The organism is Rhodococcus sp. MEB064 (assembly GCF_000834565.1).
In the GTDB taxonomy this organism is placed as follows: Bacteria; Actinomycetota; Actinomycetes; order Mycobacteriales; family Mycobacteriaceae; genus Rhodococcoides.
The window spans coordinates 18,295-43,811 of the sequence record NZ_JXQS01000038.1 but is presented as its reverse complement, the minus strand read 5'-3'; the positions used below and the strand labels follow the sequence as shown (position 1 = coordinate 43,811).

Sequence of the window (25,517 nt, the reverse complement as noted above, 5' to 3'; positions counted from 1 at the left end):
CGCGCTACAGGAACCTCAGAAGCTCATGCCCTCACTGATCACGCCCATCGTGGTCTGCCCGTCGAGTGCCTCGCGGATGATGTCGGCGTGCCCGCTGTGGTGCGCGATCTCCCGGAGCAGGTGCAGCAAGATCCGTCGTGCGGGCCACCAGATCCGCTCGGGTGCCCACGGTGCGGTGGGCTGCGGGATCAGCTCGTCGAGGCTGCCGATCGAGGCGATGTACTGCTCCAGCGCGACGCCGGCGGAGTCGAGTTCGCTCAGCCAGTGCTCGACGGAGTCGTCCGGACCGAAGGCCAGAGCCTCACCGAGCCGCGACATGTCCATCGTCGAGTTCTCGTCGCGCGCCTCGAGCATCGCGACGTTGTCGCGGATCACCGTGGCCACGTGCTTGATGATCGCGCCGAGTGTGAACTCGCTGACCGTCGTCCTCTGCCGCGCCTGCTCGTCGGTGATTCCGCGTGCCGTGATCGCGAGCATCCCGCGCTGGTCAGCCAGGATGGTGACCAGATCGAGCTTCTCCCCCGCGACGTCGACCGACGGCCCGGAAGATGTGTACGTCCCCGCCATGATGTGCCCCTCTCCTCGTGTGTGAGGAGAACGCTAGGCGCACACGCGGACAACTACTGTCCTCAGGACTCGGCGGGCGGCGCTTTCTTCGCAGCGGTCTTCTTGGCGGCCGCCTTCTTAGCCGGGGCCTTCTTGGCGGCCGTCTTCTTCGCCGCAGCCTTCTTCGCGGGTGCCTTCTTGGCCGGCGCCTTCTTGGTGGCCTTCTTCTTCACCGGACCACGTGCACGACGGTCGGCGAGCAGCTCCATGGCGCGCTCGTCGGTGATCGTGCCCACCTCGTCGCCCTTGCGCAGGCTGGCGTTGGCTTCACCGTCGGTGACGTACGGTCCGAAACGGCCGTCCTTGATCACCATCGGCTGACCACTGACCGTGTCCACGCCGAGCTCACGCAGTGGCGGCGTCGCCGCACCCTGACGTCCGCGACGCTTGGGCTCGGAGTAGATCTTCAGCGCTTCCTCGAGAGTGACCGTGAAGATCTGGTCCTCCGTCGCCAGCGAGCGGGAGTCCGTGCCCTTCTTCAGGTACGGGCCGTAGCGGCCGTTCTGCGCGGTGATCTCTTCCTTGCTCTCCGGATCTTCGCCGACGACGCGGGGAAGGGACAACAGCTTCAGCGCGTCTTCGAGGGTGACCGTCGCGAGGTCCATCGACTTCAGGAGCGAACCCGTCCGCGGCTTGGGTGCCGTCGACTTCTTCGCAGCCTTCTTCGCGGGGGCCTTCTTCGCCGCCTTCGTGGCGACGGCGGTGCCACCGCCACCGTCCGACGAATGCTGTTCCACCGGAACGATGTCCGGGGTGGGCTCGGGCTCCTCGGGAATGATCTCGGTGACGTACGGACCGAATCGCCCTTCCTTGGCGACGATGTCGTGACCCGTCAACGGATCCTCGCCCAGCTTGCGACCCTCCTGCGGTGTCGCGAACAGCTTCTCGGCGAATTCGAGCGTGAGCTCGTCCGGCGGGAGGTCGTCGGGCAGGTTCGCGCGCTGCGAGATCGGATCGCCGTCGGGATCGTCCGGGTTCTGCACCATGCGTTCGAGGTACGGACCGTAACGACCGACGCGGACGTGCACGTCGCGACCTTCGGAGTCGTCGAACAGGTGGATCGAGTTGATGACGCGCGCGTCGATGTCCTCGAGGTTCTGGCCGACCATCTTCTTCAGTCCGCCGGACCGTGCGACCGATCCCTCGGTGCCGTTCTCACCGCCGAAGTAGAAGGCCGACAACCAGTCTCCGCGTCGTTCGCGTCCACCGGCGATGGCGTCGAGGTCGTCCTCCATGCCTGCGGTGAAGTCGAAGTCGACGAGTCGACCGAAGTGCGCCTCGAGCAGCGCGATGACCGAGAACGCCACCCACGACGGCACCAGAGCACTGCCGCGCTTGTAGACGTACCCGCGGTCGAGAATGGTCTTGATGATCGACGAGTACGTCGACGGGCGGCCGATTCCCAGCTCCTCGAGCGTCTTGATCAACGACGCTTCGGTGAACCGTGCGGGCGGGTTGGTCGAGTGACCGTCCGGGTCGAGGCCGGTGGCCGTGACGGCCTGGCCCTTCTCGAGCACAGGTAGACGCGATTCCGCGTCGTCGGACTGGCCGCCGGCCTGGTCGTCGACACTCTCGACGTAGGCCTTGAGGAAACCGGCGAAGGTGATGGTGCGGCCGGACGCGGCGAAGGTGCATTCCTCGCCGGTACCTGCGGTCCCCGAAATGCGAAGCGACAGAGTCGTTCCGCGGGCATCGGCCATCTGGGAGGCGACGGTGCGCTGCCAGATCAGCTCGTACAGCCGGAACTCGTCGGTGTCGAGCGAGCTGTGCAGCTGGCCCGGCGTCGCGAAGGAATCACCCGCGGGGCGGATGGCCTCGTGCGCCTCCTGGGCGTTCTTGACCTTGCGGGTGTACTGCCGCGGGGTGTCGTGCACGTACTCCGGCCCGTACAGCTCGGTGGCCTGACGACGGGCCGCATCGATTGCCGACGCCGACAGGTTCGTCGAGTCGGTACGCATGTAGGTGATGTAGCCGTTCTCGTACAGCCGCTGCGCGATGCGCATGGTGCGCTCGGAGGACATACGGAGCTTGCGCCCGGCCTCCTGCTGCAGCGTCGAGGTCATGAACGGCGGGTAGGGGCGACGCGTGTACGGCTTGGATTCGGCCGACGCGACGGTGAGATCCACCCCGTCCAGCGCCTCCGACAGGCGACGCGCGCGCGGCTCGTCGAGGACGGTGACGCCCTCGGACTTCAGCTTCCCGTCGGCACCGAAATCACGTCCCGACGCCACCCGGGCACCGTCGACGTTGACCAGCCGGGCACCGAAGGCACGGGGCGATGCGTCCGCGCCGGCGTCGAGCTGCGCGGAGATGTCCCAGTACTCGGCGGAGCGGAACGCCATGCGCTCGCGTTCGCGCTGCACGATGACGCGGGTCGCCACCGACTGCACGCGGCCCGCCGACAGCTTCGGCATGACCTTCTTCCACAGCACGGGCGAGACCTCGTAGCCGTACAGGCGGTCGAGGATGCGGCGCGTCTCCTGGGCATCGACCAGGTCGGTGTCCAGTTCGCGCGTGTCGGCGGCTGCGGCGAGGATGGCGGGTTCGGTGATCTCGTGGAAGACCATCCGTCGAACAGGGATCTTGGGCTTGAGCGTCTCGAGGAGGTGCCAGGCGATGGCTTCACCCTCGCGGTCGGGGTCGGTCGCGAGGTACAGCTCGTCGGCGTCCTTCAGCAGACTCTTGAGCTCGGCGACCTTGCCCTTCTTCTCGGGGCTGACGACATAGAGGGCCTCGAAGTCGTGATCGACGTCCACGCCGAGGCGAGCCCAGGGCTCACCCTTGTACTTGGCGGGCACGTCGGCGGCACCGCGCGGGAGGTCCCGGATGTGCCCGACCGAGGCCTCGACCACGTAGTTCTTACCCAGGTAAGGCGCAATCTTCTTGGCCTTGGTGGGTGACTCGACGATCACGAGACGACGAATTCCGGACGCGCCGGACGACGAGGCCGTCGTGTTGTCTCCTGCTGCCACCTGGTGCCGAACCTTCCTGGCCTGGTTCTATCCAGACCCGTTCACCTGCGTCGATACCCCGAGCCGTTCGAGATCGACACACTACAGAGTGACACACACGTGCAACTCACACGCGACGCCGAGCGCGAAGACCCGGCGAAACGGTCACACGAGGACGGGCCATCCGGCTGCCGCGAGTGCACCTGCGGGGGCCTCTCCGATGTTCTCGATCAGCCTCCCGAGCCGACGCCGACCGGTGATTCTGAGCGCGGGGGAAGAACTGTGTGCCCCCACGATCGTCGGGGCGATGCCGGCCCGCATCAGTGATTGGGCGAGCACCGGATGCGTGTCCGGGGCGTGCGGGTCCAGCCCGAGGATGAAGCGAGTGCCGTCGGCTTCCTGACGTCCGGAGGCCACGACCCACGCGCGCAGCGCCCGAGGCGCGGGAACCCAGCCCGACGGCACTGCCTTGACGGCGCCGCGGACCCAGTCCGAGGCGACCGACTTCAAGTCCGGCACAGGTTCGGTGCGTACCAGCGGACGGCCCTCGTCCGTCCGCGTGATCTCGGCGTCGAATCCGGAGGCCTCGATGACGTCGGCGACGGCATGGGCGCGCCACTGAGCGTCCACGACCACCGAGATGCGTGCGCCGGCCGCCGAGATCACGGCCTGCCCCTGCGCGGCCAGAAGTCCGGCCAAGTCGGACGCCTCGGGGGGCGTCGACTCCGCGGAGAAGAAGGACAACTGGCTCACAGTCGCGACACTAGGTCACGGAAGGGCCGCGAGCGCGGTGTCTGCGTCGGAGCGTCACGGAAACGAGACGTCCCCTGCCACCGCGGAGGTGACAGGGGACGAATCAGTAGAGAGAAGTCCGATCGAGGATCAGACTGCGCGGACGCCCGTGGCCTGGGGGCCCTTGGTGCCCTGGCCGACCTCGAACTCCACGCGCTGGTTCTCCTCGAGGGTGCGGAAGCCGCTGCCCTGGATCTCGGAGTAGTGAACGAAGACGTCAGCGGAGCCGTCCTCGGGTGCGATGAAGCCGAAGCCCTTTTCGGCGTTGAACCACTTCACAGTGCCCTGTGCCATGCTTGTCTATCCTTCTTCTTGAACACCGGATTCGATGAACAGCACTTACAGTCCATCGGGCCGGTTCCGACCGCAGTGTTCTCACACCACGCTCGCAACAATTAGATCCTGCGAGCGTGAAAACGAACACAGAAGCTGCGACCGAGAGCAAGTCAACCACGTCCGACGGCATCACGACAGTCCGCAGGACAACAACTTCGTAAAGATCGCGGGATGCCTGTCGGACACCCGTCCTACCATGTGTTTCGGGCACGAAACGAGGATGAGAACTGTGAGTACGACGACCGATGCACCTGCCGCTTCCTTCGGGGGCATGCTGCTCGGACGCGCACTGGCGGGGACCCCGTCCGGAGAGTCCCCGCTGACCCATGCTGCAGAGCTGCCCGGGCGCGAGTCTCGCTTCGCCCCTTGGCCACAGTGGCTCGAGCCTGCCGTCGTCGAGATCTTCCAGGACTGCGGGATTCCGCAGCCGTGGACGCACCAGGCGGACGCGGCGTCGCTCGCTCACGCGGGCCGCAACGTCGTCGTGTCGACGGGCACTGCGTCGGGCAAATCCCTCGCGTACCGGATGCCGATCCTGAACACGCTGTCCATCGAACCGCGCGCCACCGCGCTGTACCTCGCTCCCACCAAGGCGCTGGGGGCAGACCAGCTTCGAGCGGCGATGGATATGACGGACACGCTCGCGTCCCGAGGATTCCCCGACATCTCACCGAGCGACTACGACGGTGACACGCCGCTCGAAGTACGTCAGTGGGCGCGCCAGAACTCCCGATGGATCTTCACCAACCCCGACATGTTGCACATCTCCCTGCTGAAGGGACATCAGCGCTGGGCGCACTTCTTCCGCAACCTGGCGTACGTCGTGGTGGACGAATGTCATTCGTACCGCGGTGTGTTCGGGTCCAACGTGGCACTGATCCTGCGCCGGCTCCGACGGATCGCCGCGCGGTACGGCGCCCGTCCCGTCTTCGTCCTCGCCAGCGCCACCGCGTCGAATCCCGGGGCTGCCGCCGGCAGGCTGGTCGGTGCGCCGTGCGAGGAGATCACGGAGGACGGGTCCCCGCACGGGCCTCGCACGGTCGCGCTGTGGGAGCCACCGCTTCTCGACATCACCGGCGAGAACGGCGCCCCGATCCGTCGGTCGGCAGGTTCCGAAGCAGCGCGCATCATGGCGGACCTGGTGGTCGAGGGGGCGCGCACGCTGACGTTCGTACGGTCGCGACGCGGCGCCGAACTGACCGCACTGGGAGCTTCGCGACTCCTGGCGGAGGTCGATCCGTCTCTGCCGCAACGCATCGCCGCGTATCGCGCCGGCTACCTCGCCGAGGACCGCCGGGTTCTCGAGCGGTCACTGTCCGACGGCACCCTGCTGGGTGTCGCCACGACCAACGCACTGGAACTCGGCGTCGACATCGCCGGCCTGGACGCGGTCGTCGTCGCGGGATTTCCCGGAACGGTCGCATCGTTCTGGCAGCAGGCGGGCCGATCGGGTCGCCGGGGTCAGGGCTCGCTGGTCATCCTCGTCGGCCGCGACGATCCCCTGGACACCTACCTGGTCCACCATCCCGCGGCCCTGCTGGACAAGCCCATCGAGGCGACGGTCACCGATCCCACCAACCCCTACGTGCTGGGCCCCCAATTGCTCTGCGCGGCCATGGAACTTCCGCTGACGGACGACGAGGTCGACGAACTCGGCGCTGCAGAAGTGGCGCAGACGCTGACGGAGCGGGGCCTGCTCCGGCGTCGGCCGCACGGGTGGTACATCACGGCCGACGCGGCACCCCATGCCGCCGTGGACATTCGGGGCGGTATCGGATCGCAGATCGCCATCGTCGACGGGTCGACCGGTCGGATGTTGGGCACCGTGGACGCCGGACGAGCGCCGTCCAGCACGCACCCGGGCGCGGTGCACATTCACCAGGGCGAATCGTTCGTCGTCGACACCCTGGACTTCGAGGACGGCCTGGCGGTCGTGCATCCGGAGGAGCCGGAGTGGACGACGTCGGCGCGCGAGGTCACCGACATCGTCATCGAGGACACTCACGAGCATCGGCGGTACGGCGAGGTGGACGTCGCCCTGGTGCAGGTCCAGGTCAGCCATCAGGTGGTGGGGTACCTCCGCCGACTGCCGTCGGGCGAGGTACTCGACTCGGTCGAACTCGACATGCCGATGCAGGAATTGCACACGCGCGCAGTGATGTACACGATCACTCCGGAATTGCTGGAAGCCGCGGGAGTCACGGCGGAGCGTGTTCCCGGCTCGCTGCACGCGGCCGAGCACGCGGCCATCGGACTACTGCCCCTGGTGGCGACGTGCGATCGATGGGACATCGGTGGGGTGTCCACCGCGCTTCATGCCGACACCGGCTTACCGACGGTCTTCGTCTACGACGGGTACGACGGCGGTGCGGGTTTCGCCGATCGCGGACACGCCGTCATCGGGACGTGGCTGTCGGCGACACGGGAGGCGATCGCGTCATGCGAGTGCGCCGTGGGGTGCCCGTCGTGCGTGCAGTCGCCCAAGTGCGGCAACGGGAACGACCCGCTGGACAAGGACGGCGCCGTGCGTGTGCTCGACGCCGTCCTCGCGTGTCTGGACGGTTAGGCCGGCACGGTCGCCGGTTCACCCAGCGCGACCGGCAGGCTCCGGAAGCCGTGCAGCACACGGGTATCGCGCTTGACTCCGGTACCGGCGGATGCGAGGTGCGGGAAACGATCGAACAATGTGCGCAATCCGACCTCGCTCTCGGCGCGGGCCAACGCCGCTCCGAGGCAGTAGTGACGTCCGCCCGAGAACGACAGATGCTTGTTCGCATTGGCGCGGCCCACGTCGAAGGTGTCGGGATCGTCGAACACCTGCGGGTCGCGGTTGCCGGCGGCCAGGACGCAGACCACCAGGTCCCCCGCCTCGAGGTCCATGCCCTCCACGGACATCGGCCCCTTGGCGACCCGGGCGGTCATCTGGACGGGCGATTCGAGCCGCAGCATCTCGTCGACGGCCGTGCCCCACAGCGATGGGTCCTCCTGCAAGCGGGTGAGCTGATCCGGGTTGTTCATCAGCAGGTTGATGCCGCTGCCCAGCAAGTTGACGGTGGTCTCGAATCCGGCGGCGAGCACCAGTCCGGCGGTGGCCCGCAACTCCCTGTCGTTCAGGTGGACGCCGTCCTCGGACGCGGCGATGAGCTGACTCATCAAGTCGTCACCGGGATTCTCCCGCAACCCGGCGATGTGAGTGGCCAGCCACTCGTCGAATCCTTGCAGCCCCTGCTCGACCTCGCGGAACTGTGACCACGTGAGTCCGACGTCCAAGCTGGGCGCCGCGAGTTCACCGAACTCCAACACCCTGCCGCGGTCGCTCTCCGGCACGCCGAGAATGTCACCGATGACGGCGACCGGCAGCTTGGCGCAGTACGACGACACGATGTCGACCGTCCCGCCGCCGGTGGCAACCAACTCGTCGAGCAGAGCGTCCGCGACCTTCTGGACGTTGTCGCGCATCCCGTTCACCGCGCGTGCCGTGAACACCGACGACACCAGCTTGCGGTAGCGCGTGTGGGACGGCGGCTCGACCGACAGCAGTGACGGCGGTGCCAGCGGGTGCAGGGCGCCGGTCCTGGTACGACGCTCGATCGCTCGCAGCGGCTTCGGCAGATTCCCGCCGACGACCACGGTGCGGTAGTCGTCCGACCGCAGCAGATCGAAGATCAGGGCGTGGTCGACGGTGAGGTAGGAGACGCGTCCCTCGACGAGCTTCCCCGTCTTGCGGATCTCGTCGTAGAGGGGACCGGGGTTGGCCCGCGTGACGGGGTCGGCGATGAGCTTGGCTTGAGGGTCGCCGATCTTGATTCCGCGCTTGGCGAAGAACCGTACGACTCCGTGGACAGCGAGCCACCGCATCCTCGACCGTGCCTCGTCCTTGACGGTGTCCACTCTCGACATGCCCAACCCCCCGATACAAGTGCATCCAACGATGCGCGTAACCCCGTGTCACACGTGTGACTGATCTCATGATGCTCCGTTCCCGCTCGCGGTGTCTACCGTCGTGTCATGACCCTGCGTCGAAGCGTGGCCGCATTGTGGATCGCCACAGTCCTCTACTGGCCGATGCAGGTCGTCGTGTCCCGCTCGTGGGCAACGCCCTACAGCTGGCGTGACGACGTCATCAGCGCACTCGGCGCAGCCACCTGTACCGACTACTGCTCCCCCGATCACGTCGTCATGAACGCGACCTTCGTCGCCGTGGGCGCCGCGACGGCTGCGGGCGCAGCACTTCTGGTGCGTCCGCCCGTCGGTGTCGCCCGAACCGGGTGGGTGCTGGTGGCGTTGTCCGGGCTCGCGACGTGTGCGGTGGGGTTCCTGCCGCTCGACGTCTCACCGGTTCCTCACACCGTCGCGGCCCAGGTGCACTTCGGCCTCCAACTCGCCGGAATGCTGTGCGTCGCACGATCTGTCGGTCGGGTCGCGTCCCGGTTCACCTACGCCTGCAGCGCGATCGCCGTGGTGGGCGGCATCGCGTTCCTCAGCCCGGGAAAGTGGGGACTGGGCTCGGGTGTCACCGAGCGCCTCGCCCTGGACACCTTGAACGTGTGGACCATCGGCATGGGTGTGCTGCTGCTCGCCCGATCGTGGAACCCAGGCCCCGGAATCCGGGGTCGATAGTCCACTATCTTCAACCCCACCGGCTCTACACTGGTCACGCTCAGCGACGGGGAGGATGTTCACGGTGGCGACAGCATCACGTGACGAGAAGCCACAAACCCCGATTCGCAGTGTCTCCGTTCGCCGCGCAGCGGCACGAGCCGCCGTGGCCGCCAGTGCGAAGACCGGCCGCCCGGTCGCGCCGGAAGTTCGCAGGCTCGCCGAATCGCGCTGACCGATCGGCCGAGGTGATAGTCCACTATTCGCCCGCCGGTCCCGCCCGCGCCGAGGCCGAGGCATCCCGCTGACCGACGCGCAACAGCGCGATCGGCACCCGCACCCGGACCTGCACGTCCCACTCCTCTACCGTGCAATCGTCGAGCACCGCGTTCATCCGCTCCGCCGACGCGGTAGCCGCCGCACATCCGGCCTCCGACCCACCAGTAAGTGCGGCAGCCCCCGCCAGCGCCGCCATGTCCGCCGCCGACTGCGCCTGATGCCGCGCCGCCACCGCCGCCCCCACCGAGACGACCAGTGCGGTCACCACCACCAGGGCCATCGCCACGAACGCACCGACCACCGTCGCCGACCCGCGATCATTCATCCGACGGCTCCACCGCCGCGACCGCACTGGCAGCAACCGTCAAGCCCGGCAACGGCGACGACGCCTCCACCCGCACCGTGACGACATCCTCGGTCCGCGACACCGTCACCCGCGCCCCGGTCGGGCCGACCCGACGCGCGAGATCCAGAGCACCCACATCCCCCAGCGCCGTCAGCCTTGCTCCCTCGCGCGCCGCGTCGATACACCGGACGTAGGACGTGACCGTCACCAGCGCACCCAGACACAGCACCAGGACGACCACGATCGACGAGATCGCCAGCGCCGCTTCCACCGTCACCGCGCCGGCGTCCCCCGTCACACCTGCGTCTGCAGCGCCTTGTCGATGATCCCCGTCAACGCGGTCACGATGCTGTCGCCGGTCACCACCGTGTACAGCACGGCCCCGAACGCGGCCGCGGCGATGGTGCCGATGGCGTACTCCGCCGTGGACATCCCGTCGTCCTCGGCCATCATGATCGCCGCGCGCGCTCCGAGACGGTTCAGCATTTCCCTCATGTTCTCCCCCTTCATCATCCGAGGCGGGACATCCGCCTCGGCGCTTCTGGGCGCGCCTCACAGCACACCGCCGTTCAGAACCGACCCGGCCAGACCGATCACCACGGGCACGATGCCGAGGCAGACGAACGCCGGCAGGAAGCACAGGCCGAGCGGGCCGCTGACCATGACGCCCGCTCGCTCCCCCGCGGCAGCCGCGGCATCGTCCGCTCGGGAGCGCAGTTCCGTCGCAGCCTCGGCGGTGGCGTCGGCCATGGACGTTCCCGATCTGGCCGATCGCAGGATCACGCGCGCGACGGCCTCCGTGTCCGCATCGGCCGCGAAAGCGCTCCAGGCGGATTCAGGTTCCCCACCGAGCGAGAGCACGTGAGACGCGCGACGAAGTGCCGACGCCATCGGTTCCGGCGCGACACCGGCGACGGCAGACGCCGATGCGGCGATGTCGAGGCCTGACCGCAGACAGGACGACAGCAGATCCAGGGCACTCGCGGTCGCATGGATGTCGTACTCGCTCGGTGAGGATTCCGACTCGACGACAGTCGGCGGTCGCAGCCGAGCCCGCGCACCGGTGGCCGGCGGCACCGCGAGGAGGGCACAGGCCAGCAGGACGAGAGTGGTTGTCACGACGCCACCTTCGCCACGATCGCATCGGTCCACAGGAGGCCGGCACACGCGAGGGTCACGCCCACGACGAGCATGATTCCGCCGACTCCGCCGCCGGCAAGCACAGCGACGGGCGATGCGCCCATCGCCTGACCGAGCAGCGTCCCCACGGCGGGTAGAGCGGCCAGCACCGCCGCCGTCGCGCGGGGACCTGCCATCGACGCCTCGATACGTCGTGCCGATCGCGCTCGGTCCTTCAGATCGGTACGGACGGCGTCGAGCAGGGAGGCGAGCCGTAGGCCGTGCACCTCGGCGACCCGCCAGACGGCGGCCACACGCGCGAAGTCCGCGCCGGATCCGAGGGCACCGACGGCGTCGGACATCGCTCCGCCCAACTCGGCGCGCGCGGCGGCAGATGCGAACACCGATCCCACCACACCCCGATGTTCCTGCGCAGCAACGCGACAGGCCACGGCCGGGTGCGCACCGACACGGAGTTCTGCGACCACGGTGTCCAGTGCGGAACACAGAGTGGTCGACGCCGACCGCTCGGCGACGCGGCCCGCCGAACGACTGTGCCGCACGACGAGCGTGGTGGCCAGCACTGCCAGCGCGCACCCCACTGTCCAGCCGAGTAGCACGCCGACGACCAGCGACAGCGCAGGAACCCAGATTCGGGCGGACACCTGCCCCACGAGAAATGTGCGAGCACGTCGCGGACGCAACCGACGCCGCGCGTCGTGAACCGGCACGACGAGCACGGCCAGAGCAAGACACAGCGCCGCCGCGATCACACCGGCCCCTCACGTCGCCCGAGAACGGCCAAGAGAGTGTCGTAGCCCGGCCCGTGCGCGTCCCGCCGAGACCACGCGTCGACGACGGTGCACAGTCCACGATCGTCGCGTTCGAGAACACCGATGGAGGCGAGCACGCGGCGCCCGGACGACTCCCGCGCGACGTGCAGAACCACCTGTACAGCGGCGGCGAACTGACTGTGCAACGCCGCGCGGTCCATACCGCCCAGTGCCGCAAGTGCTTCGAGCCGCGCGGGCACCTCGTCGGGCGAGTTGGCGTGCACGGTGCCCGCGCCGCCGTCGTGGCCGGTGTTGAGCGCCGTCAACAGGTCGACGACCTCGGCCCCGCGTACCTCCCCGACGACGATGCGATCCGGACGCATCCGCAGCGCCTGTCGCACCAGGTCCCGCACATCGACCTGACCGACGCCCTCGACGTTGGCGGGGCGAGCGACGAGTTGGACGACGTGCGGGTGGGACGGTGCCAACTCGGCCGCGTCCTCCACGCAGATGATCCGCTCGGCGGGGTCCACCTCGCCCAGCAGTGCCGCCAACAAGGTGGTCTTGCCAGTTCCGGTACCGCCGACGACGAGGAACGCCAACCGTCCGGACACGATGCGCCGCAACAACTCCTCGGACCCGGTTGCGAACGCACCCGATTCCGCAAGCGCTGAAAGACCCTGCGACGCCGGACGGAGCACCCGCAGCGACAGGCACGTCCCACCCTGCGCGACGGGTGCGAGTACGGCATGCAGTCGAACTCCGAAGGAGTCGCGATCGACACCCGGCAGACGCCCGTCCACCCATGGCTGCGCGTCGTCGAGCCGCCGCCCGGCGGACAGCGCCAGTCGCTGCGCGAGTCGACGGACCGCAGCTTCGTCGGTGAAGCTGACACCGGCGCGGCGCAATCCGGAACCACGGTCGACCCAGACGTCCCGGGGTCCGGTGACGAGGACGTCGGTGACACCCGGTTCCCTCAGGACGGAGTCCAGAACCCCGGCGCCGCGGAACTCGGTGTCGAGGACGTGCAGCGCGGCCAACAGATCGGCATCACCGAGTACCCCGCCCGCTTCGGTGCGTAGAGCATCGGCGATGACCGCGGGAGTCGGGTCCCGATCCGAACCCGCCAGTCGGCCCCGCACCCGGTCGAGCAGGTCGGTGGACACCCAGTTCGTCACGACGGCACTCCGGTGTCGGACAGGATTGCGAGCACGGCGGATGCAGCGGCCGCCAGAGACGAGCGCCTGCCCAACGACAGCCCGCGCCCGTCGAGCATGGCCGCCAGGCGGCGCTCGGGCCGTACCGACGCCAGTAACGGCACCTGCACGATCTCCGCGACGTCCGCGGCGGTCAAGCCTCCCGGTGCCGGTCCCCGCACCACCAGTCCGACGTTCGCGCAGACGGACCCCACCGAGTCCGCGACGACACGAGCGGCGGCGGCCGATCGCACCGTGGCGGGCGCGACCAGGACGACGAGGTCCGCGGCGTCCAACGCGCCTCGCTGCACGACTCCGTCGATCCTGGGTGTGTCGCAGACGACCACGTCGCCGGCCGACCGTCCTGCTGCGACCACGGCACGCAGGGCGTTCTCCGTGATCACGTTCACCACGTCACGACGCGTCGAGAGCACGGCCAGGTCGTCGATACCGGGAAGTGCGTGATGCAACGCGTCGGCCGTGACGTTGCCGCCGTCGATCACCAGGTCCGGCCACCGCAACCCGGGGGACGTGTCGAGCCCCGCGACGAGGTCGAGGCCCCCGCCGCCGACGTCCCCGTCGACGAGCAGTGCCCGGCCGGATCGTGATGCGACGAGTGCGAGTGCCGTGGCGAAGACGGATGCACCGGCTCCCCCGCATCCCCCGGTCACCGCGATGACGACACCGTCGCCGCCACTGTCGTGGGACCGGAGCGTGAGGAATTGCATGAGGTCGGTCTCCGCGGCCGGCAGTTCGAGAACGCGCGTGGTGCGCAGCAGCGCCGCAGCCTGCCAGGACCGGACGTCGGCGGGGCGGTCCGTGACGACCGCGAGCCGCGGATGGATCGGGAACTGTTGCGCAGCAGCCAGATCGGCCTCCGCGCGAGCGACGACGACGATGTCCGCGGACTGCCAGGCGGACCTGTCGGGGAGCCCTGGCACGTGAACGGACGTCCGGCCGGCCGCGGCCGCCACTCGACGGACGTGATCGGAGACGGCGGGGTCGGACGCGACGACGAGCACTGTCCCACGCTGCGGAGGTTGAGTCACGTGGTCGATGGTGCGGGAGACGGGCACCCGGAACCAGGGTGTCGGTCCGCATCCTGTGGACAACTCGCGCCCGGGGATGACGAGAGCAAGGAACCGAAAGACGTGATAGGGGGGGCCGAACCGAGGACGACCCCCGCCAGGGGGGGAGGAGGCGGGGGTCGTCGGCGTTCAGCTCCGGGGGGTCGAGCTGAACACACCCGATTCGAGACCAGGCACCCGAAATGCTACACCGCCGACAACGGCTGACGGCATGTGCGACGTGATCACGATCTGTGCTCCGACTGCAGGTCGGCCGTTACGCTGAGGACGTGACCTCACCCCTGGCTGCGGCCGACCACGGGACGCCGGGCCGAGTGGCCGCGTTCTTCGATCTGGACAAGACCATCATCGCCAAATCGTCGACGCTCGCCTTCAGCAAGCCCTTCTTCGACGGCGGGTTGATCAACCGTCGGAGCGTGCTCAAGAGCAGCTACGCCCAGTTCCTGTTCCTGGTCTCCGGAGCGGACCACGACCAGATGGAGCGCATGCGGATCCACATCGCCAACATGTGCACCGGCTGGGACGTCGAGCAGGTCCGAGCCATCGTCGCGGAGACGTTGCACGACATCGTCGACCCGCTGGTCTTCGCCGAAGCCGCGGACCTGATCGCCGACCACAAGCTGCGCGGCCACGACGTGGTCATCGTGTCGGCGTCGGGCGAGGAAGTGGTGGCTCCGATCGCGGAGGCACTGGGCGTGGACCACGACATGGGTACGCGTATGGCCGTCGCCGACGGCAAGTACACCGGTGAGCTCTCGTTCTACTGCTACGGGCCGGGCAAGGTCGTCGCGATGGAGGAGCTGGCCGAGCAGGAGGGTTACGACCTCTCCCGCTCGTACGCCTACTCCGACTCCATCACCGATCTGCCGATGCTCGAGGCCGTCGGTCACCCGACGGCGGTCAACCCGGATCGAGGGCTCCGCAAGGAAGCGGCGTCCAACGGATGGCCCATCCTCACATTCTCGAACCCGGTCTCGCTACGTGCTCGTTTCCAGACGCCGTCGTCGGGAACTGTCGCCGGGATGGCTGCGGTGTCGTTCGGAGCTCTCGCCGCCGGTGCTGCCACCTACAGCCTGTTGCGACGCCGACGCTGAATCGATCGGGTTCTCGGAAACCCTTGCTGTGTTGCGGGTCACAGAGTACAAATGGTCGTACGGGAAGACGGAAGGCCAAGAGCGGGCCGGAAGAGAAGGATCGCTCTCCCAGCCGGGCTTTCCCCAGCACGACCGATCAGTACCCACGCGTAGCTAGCCGCTTTGACGGCACAAGTGTTGTGGGCCTGCGAAAGTCGAGCATCAGGGATGAGAACTTCGCACTGGTTGCGGACACGAGTCCCGGGCGCACGATTTCTCGCCGAGGCCTCGCGGAGTCCGCTCCGCCGCAACCCACTCTGCACGCCTGGTAACAGACGTTCGTGCTGACGGGCGACGATGCCGGGGTGAGAACTCGGCAACGTCGCCCGTTGTCGTTGCGGGACAACCCGATCGGTCAGATCTGGTTGTCGGCTATCGTCGTCGCCTCGGCTGCGCCGGCCTCGAAGGTGCCGCAGCACAACAACACCCAGCTCCCGACTCCCCGCTCCGTTCCCTGCGCGAAACCGTCGGCACCGGTGCGGTACGCGGCGAGTCGGGTCGCCCAACTCACCTCGGGCACGCCGAGGTTGCGCGGATCGAAGCCGGTCGACACCGCGACCAACCGTGAGGCCGCGCGCGCGACGATGCCGTCCGCGGTGCCGAACGGCTTCAACGTCAGCAATTCGCCGTGCACGATCGCCGCGAGTACCGGCGCCGGAGCGCGAGTTCCTCCGGTCACCAGGTCGGCGAGGAACGTCAGTCTTTCGGCCACGGCCGGGTCCGCCCGCGGTCGTCCCAGCTCGTCCTGACTGGTCGCCAGGTCCGCCGCGGCCAGCAGATGCAGACGGGCCAGAGCCTGCAGAGGCGCACGCTGCCAGACCCCCACCATGATCGGCAGGCTGTCCCCGTCGAGAGCCTGAGCCACGCGCAGCGCTCCGGCCAGCAACGGCGGAGTGTCCTGCCCGTCCTCCGGAAGCGCGGTCGACGAGCCTTCGATCACGGCCGACGCCCGCGCGGCACGCACCGAGGCCTCCGAGGCAGTGGCAGCCCACCCACGCCGGTTGGCCTTGTGCCGATGCACCTCACCGAGCGCGTTGCGAGCGCGCTCGGCGGCATCACGGACGCCCTCGAGTTGCAGGATCGGGCCGAGGGGATCAGTACTCACGGAGCGAGACTACCGACAGCAGTACTAGGCGCCGAGCGGGATGGACGCTCCCGGGATCGCGTTCAACAGGTTCTGCGTGTACTCGTCCTTGGGGTTCGCGAACACCTCGTCCGTCGACGACGCCTCGACGACCTTGCCCGACCGCATGACCAGAACCCGGTCTGCGATCTGACGCACGACGGCCAGGTCGTGCGTGATGAACACGTACGACAGGCCGAGCTCCGCCTGCAGGTCGTTGAGCAACGTCAGGATCTGGGCCTGCACGAGCACGTCGAGAGCCGACACGGCCTCGTCACACACGACGACCTCCGGCTGGAGCGCCAAAGCACGCGCGATCGCGATGCGCTGGCGCTGTCCACCCGAGAGCTCGTTGGGGAACCGGCGCATCACCGACGACGGGAGCGAGACCTTGTCCAGCAGGTCACGTACCCGCGCCTCGCGCTCCTTCTTCGAACCGATGCCGTGCGTACGAAGGGGCTCCTCGATGGTGCGGAAGATGGAGTACATCGGATCGAGGGACCCGTACGGGTTCTGGAAGATCGGCTGAACTCGACGACGGAAGGCGAACGTCTCCTTACGGCTCAGGCTCCAGACGTCCTGGCCGTCGAATGTCACCGATCCGGACGTCGGGGGCAGCAACCCCAGCACCATCTGCGCCACCGTGGACTTACCGGAACCCGACTCCCCCACGATGGCCGTGGTGGTGCCGCGGGGAACGGCGAACGACACGTCGTCGACGGCCAGGAAATCCGTCGACTTCCACGGTGCCCCGCCGCGGATCTTGAAGGACTTGGTCAGGCCGTTCGCGACCAGGACGTCGTCGGTCACCACCGGGGCGGCTCCGCCGATCGCGCCCTGCTCCTGCGCCAACTCCACCGCGTTCTCGATCGCCTGCTCACGAACCTCGACGCGCTTGTTGATCGACTCGAGCCGACGAGATGCCAGCGACGGAGCCGACGCGACCAGCCGTCGGGTGTACTCGTGCTGCGGGTCCTGCAGGATCTGCCGCGCCGGTCCGGATTCCACGACGCGGCCGCGGTACATGACGACCAGGTGCTCGGCGCGCTCGGCGGCCAAGCCCAGATCGTGGGTGATCAGCAGGACGGCCGTCCCGAGCTCGGCCGTCAGTCCCTCGAGGTGGTCGAGGATCTGGCGCTGCACGGTGACGTCCAGGGCGGATGTGGGCTCGTCCGCGATCAGCAGCTTCGGCCGGCAGGACAGGCCGATGGCGATGAGCGCGCGTTGCCGCATTCCGCCGGAGAACTCGTGCGGGTACTGGTTGACCCGCTTGTCGGCGTCGGACATACCCGACTCGGTGAGCAGTTCGATCGCCCGCTTCTTGGCGGCCTTGCCCTTGGCGACGTTGTTCGCCGCGAGGGTCTCCTCGATCTGGAAGCCGATCTTCCACAAGGGGTTCAGATTCGACATCGGGTCCTGCGGGATCAGACCGATCTTCTCGCCGCGTAGTGCGACGATGTCCTTCTTCGAGGCCTTGGTGACATCGACACCGTCGAAGAGGATCTCTCCACCGGTGACCGTGCCGGACCCCGGAAGCAGATCGATGATCGAATGCGCCGTCGTCGACTTGCCGGAACCCGACTCACCGACGATCGCCACGGTCTGTCCCGGATACACCGACAGCGACACTCCGCGAACGGCTTTCGTGGATCCGAAGGAGACCTCGAGGTCCTTGATCTCGAGAAGGGGCTTGTCCACGGGCGAGTTCATCGCTTCCTCGACTTCGGATCGAGGGCGGCGCTGAGGGCGTCGCCCATCATCATGAACGCGAGCACCGTGATCGCCAGCGCTGTCGCGGGATAGAACAGGATCGGCGATCCGGACCGCAGACGCGACTGACCGGTGCTGATGTCACCGCCCCACGACACCACGGACGGCGGAAGCCCCACACCCAGATACGACAGCGTCGCCTCCAGCGTGACGAACACACCCAGCGTGATCGTGGTGGTGACGATCACCGGACCGAGCGAGTTCGGGATGACGTGGCGGAGCAGGGTTCGGAAGCGACTGACACCGAGGGACGTTGCCGCCGTGATGAAGTCGGCGTTCTTGACCGACAGCACCGCACCGCGGGTGATGCGGGCGATCTGCGGCCAGCCGAACACGGCGATGATGCCGACCACGACCCAGGTGTTGCGGTCACGCAGGACCTGGAGCAGGACGATGGCACCGAGGATGAGCGGGATACCGAAGAAGATGTCGGTGACGCGGGACAGCAGCGAGTCCAACCATCCACCGTAGAAGCCGGCGAGGGCGCCGAGGATGCCACCGAACAGCAGCACCGCAAGCGTCGAGAGGACACCCACCGTCACCGACGCGCGGGCGCCGTACACGGTGCGCGCGTAGACGTCACAGCCCTGGAGGTCGAATCCGAACGGGTGGCCGGGCATCCGGCCGGCCATGGAGAAGTCACCGTTGCAGTAGCGCGGGTCCTGGCTGGTGAACAAGCCGGGGAAGAGCGCCACGACGATCACGAAGACGATGAGCAGACCCGAGATGATGAACAGCGGACTTCTCCGGAGGTTGCCCCACGCGTCCTTCCAGAAGCCCGACGGTGACTCCGACTCGTCGACCGAGTCGGTGACCGCGACCTCCACCTCGGACGGTCCGGCCACGAAGTACTGCTGCGTGGCGCGGGTTGTCGGCTCGACGGACTCAGACATAGCGGATCCTCGGATCGAGTACGGCGTAGAGCAGATCGACGACGAGATTCGCGACGATGTAGATGACGATCAGAACGGTCACGAACGAGACGACCGTCGGCGCTTCCTGCCGGACGATGGCTTGGTACAGCGTGCCGCCGACGCCGGGGATGTTGAAGATGCCCTCGGTGACGATCGCGCCCGCCATGAGCGCACCCAGGTCGGCGCCCAGAAACGTGACGACGGGAATCAGAGAGTTCCGCAGGATGTGCACGGTGACGACGCGCTTGCGGCTCAACCCTTTCGCGGTCGCGGTGCGCACGTGGTCGGCGTTCAGGTTCTCGATGATCGACGACCGTGTCAGACGCAGAACGTAGGCGAAGGACACCAGTCCGAGCACGAAGGCGGGGAGCAGCAATTTGCCGACCGTGGCGTCGCCGCCCACGGTGACCGGCGCGATCCCCCACTTGATGCCGAGGAAGAACTGCCCCAGGAAACCGAGCACGAAGATCGGGACGGCAATGACGATGAGGCTGATGACGAGCACTGTGCCGTCGAAGATTCCGCCCTTGCGGATGCCGGTCAGGACACCGAAGCCGATGCCGAAGACCGCTTCGATGATGAGCGCCATCACGGCGAGCTTGATGGTGACCGGGAAGGCCTGGGCCATGACCTCGGACACCGGACGACCGGAGAAGGACGTACCGAAGTCGAGGGTGAAGATGCCCTTGATGTACTGCAGGTACTGCAGGTAGAACGGGTCGTCCAGGTGGTATCGGGCACGAAGCGCTGCCTGCACTGCCGGTGTCAGCGGCTTGTCGCCACCGAGTGCCGCAATGGGGTCTCCGGGAAGGAGGAACAACATTGCGTAGATGAGGAGGGTCGCGCCGATGAAGACCGGGATCATCTGCAGGACGCGTCGCCCGATGTACCAGGTCATCGAGTCACTTTCAGTGTTAGGTCACGCGGGGCGCCCGGCCCTCGCGGCCGGGCGCCCTGCATGAATTACCGTGTGGGGCCGTATCAGCCCTTGGTGACGTTCTCGTAGTCCGGCAGGCCGTTCCACGTGATCGCGACATCGCCGACCAGCGTCGAGTAGCCGGCCGCGTTGATGTAATCCCACATCGGGATGGCGGGCAGTTCCTTCAGCAGGATCTCCTGCGCCTTGTTGGTCAGGTCGTAGGAGGTCTGTGCGTCCGGAGCTGCCTCGGCGTCGCGCAGGGCGGCGTCGAATGCCGGGTTGGAGTAGTCACCGTCGTTGGAGCCGGCACCCGTCACGAAGATCGGCTCGAGGAACTCGAGCAGCGACGGGTAGTCGCCCTGCCAGCCGGTGCGGAACGCCGTCTGGATGGTGCGGTCGGTGATCTGGGTACGCACCTGGGCGAAGGTTGGCTGAGGAGCACCGACTGCCTCGATGCCCAGGGTGTTGCGGACACTGTTCATCGCTGCGTCGATCCACTCCTGGTGGCCGCCGTCGGCGTTGTACGCGACCTGGAACGAGCCGGTCCACGGAGAGATGGCGTCTGCCTGCGCCCACAGGGCCTTGGCCTGGTCCGGGTTGTAGTCCAGAACCTCGCTGCCGGGGATGGAGTCACTGTGTCCGGGCAGCGTCGTGGCGGTGAAGTCCTTCAGCGGCTGACGGACGCCCTGGAAGATCTGCTGCGTGATCTGGTCGCGGTTGATCGCCATCGAGATGGCCTGGCGACGCAGGTTGCCCTCTTCGCCGGAGAAGTGCTGCAGGCGTGCAGGAATCGTGATGGTCTGATTCTGCGCGGTCGGCGTCTTCAGTGCGCGGTCGCCGAGGTCCGATTCGTACGTCGGCAGCGCGCTCGGCGGAATCGTGTCCAGAACGTCGAGGTTGTCGGACTGCAGATCGGCATACGCCGTGTCGAACGAGCTGTAGAAGACGATGCCGAGACCCGAGTTCTTCGGGACGCGGTTGCCGTTGTAGGTCTCGTTCGGCACCAGGTCCAGGCGCACGTTGTGCTGCCAGGCACCCTCGCTCGCGAACTTGTACGGACCGTTGCCGATCGGGTTCTCGCCGAACGCCTTCATATCGGCGAACGCGGCCTCGGGCAGCGGGTAGAACGGCGTGAATCCGAGACGGAGCTCGAAGTCGATCGTGGGCTGCTTGAGCTGAACCGTGAACTCGGTGTCGCTGACGACCTTCAGGCCGGACATGGTCTGAGCGGTCGGGGTCTCGGTGGACACCTCGTCGTATCCGAGGATGGGCTCGAAGAACGACTGCTGCAGCTGCGCGTTGGTGCCCAGTGCGCCGTAGTTCCAGGCGTCGACGAACGACTTCGAGGTAACCGCGGTGCCGTCGGAGAAGGTCCAGTCGGGCTTGATCTTGATGTCGTAGTTGACGTTGTCGGACGTGTCGATCGACTCGGCGACCTCGTTCGAGGGAACACCCTTGTCGTCGTACGACGTCAGTCCGGCGAACAGGCGATCGACGATGCGGCCGCCACCGTTCTCGTTGGTGTTGGTCGGCACGAGGGGGTTCTGGGGCTCGGATCCGTTGGCGGTCACGATTCCGCCGCCACCGCCGCTACCACCGTCGCTCGAGCTCCCACCGCACGCGGTGAGCATTGCTCCGGCGACGACGACCGCAGCCGCGGCCGTCATTATGCGTCTTGCACGCAAGATGTTCCTCCATCGTGTGGAAGGCGCGGCTGTGGCCGCACCCGCTCCCGCACCAGCGGGAATCATGAGTGGTGACCGAACACGAGAGCGTTGTTCGCAGTCGCAACGATCTGATATTCGCTTGACTTTAGACACACGTTTTCCGTTTGTCGTCCACTCCCCCCAAATCGATCCGCTCCGTGATCGGTCACGAAACGTCGACGTAACCTGACAGGACTGGACATCACCGGTCCGACAGCCTGAAACCCCGCCGTCGGGGCGAGAGCGAACCCGTCATCGTCCGACGTAACCGCCTATCGCGGGTACCCGACCACCCGGCGCAGGGAGCGGGGTTGCAGCACCCTGCAACGGTGCCACGGGCCGCAGAGGTGACTACCCTCACAGTCGCAAGAACCAGCCGCAAAAGCGAAAGAGGTCGCGTTCGGATGACGGAATCAGCAGTGAACGAGCACCCGGTGTCCTACCCACCCAGCGACGACTTCGTCGCGCAGGCCAACGCCGGGGCCGAGCTGTACGCGTCGGCGAAGGACGACCGACTCGCGTTCTGGGCGGAACAGGCGAACCGGCTGCACTGGCACACCCCGTTCGAGCAGGTCCTCGACTGGTCCGACGCACCCGTCGCGAAGTGGTTCGTCGGCGGCGAGCTCAACGTCGCGTACAACTGCGTCGACCGGCACGTCGTGGAGGGCCGCGGCGACCAGGTGGCGATCCACTGGGAGGGCGAGCCCGGCGACAGCCGCGAGATCACCTACTCCGATCTCCTCGCCGAGGTCAGCCGAGCCGCCAACACGTTCACCGAGCTCGGACTGGTCTCCGGCGACCGCGTGGCGATCTACATGCCGATGGTTCCCGAGGCGATCGTCTCGATGCTCGCCTGCGCCCGCCTCGGCCTGACCCACAGCGTCGTGTTCGCCGGCTTCTCCTCCTCGGCACTGCGGTCGCGTATCGACGACGCCGAGGCCAAGCTCGTCGTCACCACCGACGGCCAGTGGCGACGCGGCAAGGCCGCGCCCCTCAAGGATTCCGTCGACGAAGCGGTGGACGGCGCCGCGTCGATCGAGCACGTCCTGGTGGTCAAGCGCACCGACATCGACGTCCAGTGGACCGAGGGACGCGACCTCTGGTGGCACGAGAGCGTCGGCAACGCCTCACCCGAGCACGAGGCCCAGCCGTTCGACTCCGAGCACCCTCTCTTCATCCTCTACACCTCCGGCACCACCGGTAAGCCGAAGGGCATCATCCACACCAGCGGTGGGTACCTGACGCAGACCGCGTACACCCACCACTACGTCTTCGACCACAAGCGTGGCAAGGACGTCTACTGGTGCACCGCCGACATCGGCTGGGTGACCGGCCACAGCTACATCGTCTACGGCCCGCTGGCGAACGGCGCGACGCAGGTGGTCTACGAGGGAACTCCGAACTCCCCCGACGAGCACCGGCACTGGAACATCATCGAGAAGTACGGCGTCTCCATCTACTACACGGCGCCCACCCTGGTGCGCACGTTCATGAAGTGGGGTCGCGAGATCCCCGACGCCCACGACCTGTCGTCGATCCGACTCCTCGGCAGCGTCGGCGAACCCATCAACCCCGAAGCGTGGCGATGGTTCCGCGATGTCATCGGAGCCGGAAGCGCCCCGATCGTCGACACCTGGTGGCAGACCGAGACCGGCGCGATCATGGTCTCGCCGCTCCCCGGTGTCACCGCGACCAAGCCGGGCTCGGCTCAGACTCCCCTCCCCGGCATCTCGGCGGCGATCGTCGACGACGACGCGAAGGTGCTCGGCCCCGGCGGGAACGGGTACCTCGTGCTCGACGAGCCGTGGCCGTCGATGCTGCGCGGTATCTGGGGCGACATGGAGCGCTACAAGGACACCTACTGGTCGCGCTACGCCACCGAGGGCTGGTACTTCGCCGGCGACGGCGCCCGCTTCGACGACGACGGTGACCTCTGGGTCCTCGGCCGGGTCGACGACGTCATGAACGTCTCCGGTCACCGCATCTCCACCTCCGAGGTCGAGTCGGCACTGGTCAGCCACCACGGTGTCGCGGAAGCAGCCGTCGTGGGTGCCGCGGACGACACCACCGGTCAGGGCATCGTCGCGTTCGTGATCCTGCGCGGCGGAGTCGAGAACACCGGCGACGCTCTCATCGCGGAACTGAAGGCTCAGGTGTCCAAGGAGATCTCCCCGATCGCCAAGCCGCGTCAGATCACGGTCGTGCCGGAGCTGCCCAAGACCCGCTCGGGCAAGATCATGCGCCGCCTGCTCCGCGACGTGGCCGAGGGCCGCGACCTCGGTGACACCTCCACCCTCGTCGACCCGGCGGTCTTCGACGCAATCACCAAGGCAAGCCAGAAGTAGCAGCACGCGAAGAGAAGAAGGGCTCGTGCACGGTGTGCACGAGCCCTTCTTTCCGTCTTACCCGACGACGGTCAGGACACCGTCTCGAGGTCTCGTCCGCGCGTCTCCTTCATGACGACGAGCGCGAACAGGGTCAGCGCCGCGGCGATGGCGAGGTACACGCCCACCCAGGCGACGCCGTACGAGTTCACCAACCAGGTCGCGATGAACGGTGCCACCGCAGCACCCAGGATGCTGGCGGTGTTGTACGAGATTCCCGATCCGGTGTAGCGCACGTTGGTCGGGAACAGCTCGGGCAGAACAGCACTCATCGGTCCGAAGGTCAGACCCATCAGCGCCAGCCCGACGCACATGAACAGCAGCATCCGGCTCTCGGTCGCGGACTCGGGAGCGGCGAACCACTTGAACGACAGGCCGAACAGGATGATCGCGGTGGTGATGACGATCAGCGTGATGCGGCGGCCGAACCGATCGGCGAGCCATCCCGAGACCGGGACGAATGCGGCGAAGAACAACACCGAGATGAGCTGCAGACCGAGGAAGTCGGTGTAGGCGATGGTCACGGCGACACCGCTGTGATCGACCACCTTGCCGGTGCCGTAGCTGACCACCCACGTCGTCATGACGTAGAACAGCGTGTACGTCGCGAGCATGACGAACGTGCCCAGGATCAGCGGACGCCAGCTGGTCTTGAAGACCTCTGCCACAGGCGTTTTGACGCGCTGGCCGTTGGCCACGGCGCGCTTGAACACCGGCGTCTCCTCGAGCTTGAGACGCACGTACAGGCCGATGATCACCATGATGGCGCTGAGCAGGAACGGCACGCGCCAACCCCAGGTGAGGAACGCGTGATCGGCACCGGAGGTCTTGGAGTCGTAGTCCAGCGACAACGTCAGGATCAGGAAGATGCCGTTGGCCATCAGGAAGCCGATGGGCGCACCGAGCTGCGGCCACATCGCGGCCCAGGCCCGCTTGCCCTCCTTGGCGGTCTCGGTCGCCAGCAGTGCGGCGCCCGACCACTCGCCGCCCAGGCCGACACCCTGCGTGAAACGCATGAGCGCCAACAGCATCGGAGCGATGATGCCCACGCTGTCGTAGGTGGGAAGCAGTCCGATGAGGAAGGTCGCGATACCCATGGTGAGCAGGGACCCGACCAAGGTCGCCTTCCGGCCGATGCGGTCACCGAAGTGCCCGAACAGAACCGAACCGATGGGGCGGGCGACGAACGCCAACCCGAAGGTCGCGAACGAGGCGAGGAGCGCGGTCGTGTCGTTGCCCGCGGGGAAGAACAGGCGCGGGAAGACCAGGACGGCGGCCGTCGCATAGATGTAGAAGTCGAAGAACTCGATGGACGTTCCGACCATCGAGGCGATGACGATGCGGCTGCGGGGTACGCCGTCCACTTCGTCGGACGTCGGACCGGAGACGCGGGAACCGTCGGGGTTCGGCATGCGGTCCGCTGATGTACTGGTCACGGATTGGGCTCCTGTTTGCGGAAAGCCTCCTGGTGAGGAGGCGGGTT

General features: G+C 67.4%; 22 protein-coding genes. 4 read left to right on the top strand and 18 right to left on the bottom strand.

What is annotated here, in order from left to right:
* Positions 1-15 precede the first annotated feature (15 nt).
* The 4 genes from RU01_RS16970 to RU01_RS16955 all read right to left on the bottom strand — a co-directional run bounded on the left by RU01_RS16970 (position 16) and on the right by RU01_RS16955 (position 4,643).
* Positions 16-567, bottom strand: coding sequence for a mycothiol transferase (locus tag RU01_RS16970; RefSeq protein WP_042575757.1), 552 nt, complete (start codon positions 565-567; stop codon positions 16-18).
* A gap of 62 nt (positions 568-629) precedes the next feature.
* A complete protein-coding gene (topA, locus tag RU01_RS16965) occupies positions 630-3,578 on the bottom strand; it encodes a type I DNA topoisomerase (RefSeq protein ID WP_042575756.1) in 2,949 nt (982 codons plus the stop codon).
* A 144-nt stretch (positions 3,579-3,722) separates the two neighbouring features.
* A complete protein-coding gene (locus tag RU01_RS16960) occupies positions 3,723-4,310 on the bottom strand; it encodes a hypothetical protein (protein ID WP_042575755.1) in 588 nt (195 codons plus the stop codon).
* A 129-nt stretch (positions 4,311-4,439) separates the two neighbouring features.
* A complete protein-coding gene (locus tag RU01_RS16955) occupies positions 4,440-4,643 on the bottom strand; it encodes a cold-shock protein (protein WP_005248460.1) in 204 nt (67 codons plus the stop codon).
* Between the two features lie 313 nt (positions 4,644-4,956).
* Here RU01_RS16955 and RU01_RS16950 point away from each other — a divergent pair, with 313 nt between their 5' ends.
* Complete coding sequence (locus tag RU01_RS16950; protein ID WP_042575754.1) at positions 4,957-7,251, top strand: DEAD/DEAH box helicase; 2,295 nt, start codon at positions 4,957-4,959, stop codon at positions 7,249-7,251.
* On the opposite strand, the gene RU01_RS16945 is transcribed toward RU01_RS16950, so the two are convergent.
* A complete protein-coding gene (locus RU01_RS16945; protein ID WP_042575753.1) occupies positions 7,248-8,585 on the bottom strand; it encodes a cytochrome P450 in 1,338 nt (445 codons plus the stop codon). The two genes, RU01_RS16950 and RU01_RS16945, sit on opposite strands and share 4 nt — an antisense overlap.
* A 108-nt stretch (positions 8,586-8,693) precedes the next feature.
* Here RU01_RS16945 and RU01_RS22235 point away from each other — a divergent pair, with 108 nt between their 5' ends.
* Positions 8,694-9,305, top strand: coding sequence for a DUF998 domain-containing protein (locus RU01_RS22235; protein WP_082043191.1), 612 nt, complete (start codon positions 8,694-8,696; stop codon positions 9,303-9,305).
* Positions 9,306-9,543: 238 nt separating this feature from the next.
* On the opposite strand, the gene RU01_RS16935 is transcribed toward RU01_RS22235, so the two are convergent.
* From RU01_RS16935 to ssd, 7 genes are all read right to left on the bottom strand, one after another.
* Positions 9,544-9,888, bottom strand: coding sequence for an Rv3654c family TadE-like protein (locus tag RU01_RS16935; protein WP_042575752.1), 345 nt, complete (start codon positions 9,886-9,888; stop codon positions 9,544-9,546).
* On the bottom strand, positions 9,881-10,207 hold the full coding sequence (locus tag RU01_RS16930) for a TadE family type IV pilus minor pilin (protein ID WP_042575751.1): 327 nt from the start codon (positions 10,205-10,207) through the stop codon (positions 9,881-9,883). The genes RU01_RS16935 and RU01_RS16930 overlap by 8 nt, the downstream gene beginning before the upstream one ends.
* The gene (locus tag RU01_RS16925; protein ID WP_042575750.1) at positions 10,204-10,395 is read right to left on the bottom strand and encodes a DUF4244 domain-containing protein; all 192 of its coding nucleotides are present in this window, start codon (positions 10,393-10,395) and stop codon (positions 10,204-10,206) included. Before RU01_RS16925 ends, RU01_RS16930 begins: the two co-directional genes overlap by 4 nt.
* Before the next feature lie 66 nt (positions 10,396-10,461).
* On the bottom strand, positions 10,462-11,028 hold the full coding sequence (locus tag RU01_RS16920) for a type II secretion system F family protein (protein WP_052493330.1): 567 nt from the start codon (positions 11,026-11,028) through the stop codon (positions 10,462-10,464).
* Entirely contained in the window at positions 11,025-11,801 is a 777-nt protein-coding gene (locus RU01_RS16915; RefSeq protein ID WP_042575749.1) for a type II secretion system F family protein, read from the bottom strand. The genes RU01_RS16920 and RU01_RS16915 overlap by 4 nt, the downstream gene beginning before the upstream one ends.
* Complete coding sequence (locus RU01_RS16910) at positions 11,798-12,979, bottom strand: TadA family conjugal transfer-associated ATPase (RefSeq protein ID WP_042575748.1); 1,182 nt, start codon at positions 12,977-12,979, stop codon at positions 11,798-11,800. Before RU01_RS16910 ends, RU01_RS16915 begins: the two co-directional genes overlap by 4 nt.
* A complete protein-coding gene (gene ssd / locus RU01_RS16905; RefSeq protein ID WP_197074801.1) occupies positions 12,976-14,046 on the bottom strand; it encodes a septum site-determining protein Ssd in 1,071 nt (356 codons plus the stop codon). Before ssd ends, RU01_RS16910 begins: the two co-directional genes overlap by 4 nt.
* 308 nt (positions 14,047-14,354) lie before the next feature.
* On the opposite strand from ssd, the gene RU01_RS16900 reads away from it, so the two are divergent.
* A complete protein-coding gene (locus RU01_RS16900) occupies positions 14,355-15,179 on the top strand; it encodes an HAD-IB family hydrolase (RefSeq protein ID WP_042575802.1) in 825 nt (274 codons plus the stop codon).
* Between the two features lie 394 nt (positions 15,180-15,573).
* Here RU01_RS16900 and RU01_RS16895 read toward each other — a convergent pair whose 3' ends face one another.
* The 5 genes from RU01_RS16895 to RU01_RS16875 form a co-directional block, all read right to left on the bottom strand.
* A complete protein-coding gene (locus RU01_RS16895) occupies positions 15,574-16,323 on the bottom strand; it encodes a hypothetical protein (protein WP_042575746.1) in 750 nt (249 codons plus the stop codon).
* A gap of 24 nt (positions 16,324-16,347) precedes the next feature.
* A complete protein-coding gene (locus RU01_RS16890; protein ID WP_042575745.1) occupies positions 16,348-18,051 on the bottom strand; it encodes a dipeptide ABC transporter ATP-binding protein in 1,704 nt (567 codons plus the stop codon).
* A complete protein-coding gene (locus tag RU01_RS16885; protein WP_042575744.1) occupies positions 18,048-19,004 on the bottom strand; it encodes an ABC transporter permease in 957 nt (318 codons plus the stop codon). The genes RU01_RS16890 and RU01_RS16885 overlap by 4 nt, the downstream gene beginning before the upstream one ends.
* Positions 18,997-19,923: an ABC transporter permease gene (locus tag RU01_RS16880; protein ID WP_042575743.1), complete on the bottom strand. Its 927-nt coding sequence runs from the start codon at positions 19,921-19,923 to the stop codon at positions 18,997-18,999. The genes RU01_RS16885 and RU01_RS16880 overlap by 8 nt, the downstream gene beginning before the upstream one ends.
* An 83-nt stretch (positions 19,924-20,006) precedes the next feature.
* Positions 20,007-21,611 carry an ABC transporter substrate-binding protein gene (locus RU01_RS16875; protein WP_156148964.1) on the bottom strand — a complete coding sequence of 535 codons (1,605 nt, stop codon included), beginning with the start codon at positions 21,609-21,611 and terminating at the stop codon, positions 20,007-20,009.
* 443 nt (positions 21,612-22,054) lie between these two features.
* On the opposite strand from RU01_RS16875, the gene acs reads away from it, so the two are divergent.
* Positions 22,055-23,995 carry an acetate--CoA ligase gene (acs, locus tag RU01_RS16870; protein ID WP_042575741.1) on the top strand — a complete coding sequence of 647 codons (1,941 nt, stop codon included), beginning with the start codon at positions 22,055-22,057 and terminating at the stop codon, positions 23,993-23,995.
* A 71-nt stretch (positions 23,996-24,066) separates the two neighbouring features.
* On the opposite strand, the gene RU01_RS16865 is transcribed toward acs, so the two are convergent.
* Positions 24,067-25,446, bottom strand: a complete 1,380-nt coding sequence (locus tag RU01_RS16865) for an MFS transporter (protein WP_042575740.1) — start codon at positions 25,444-25,446, stop codon at positions 24,067-24,069.
* Between the last annotated feature and the right edge of the window lie 71 nt (positions 25,447-25,517).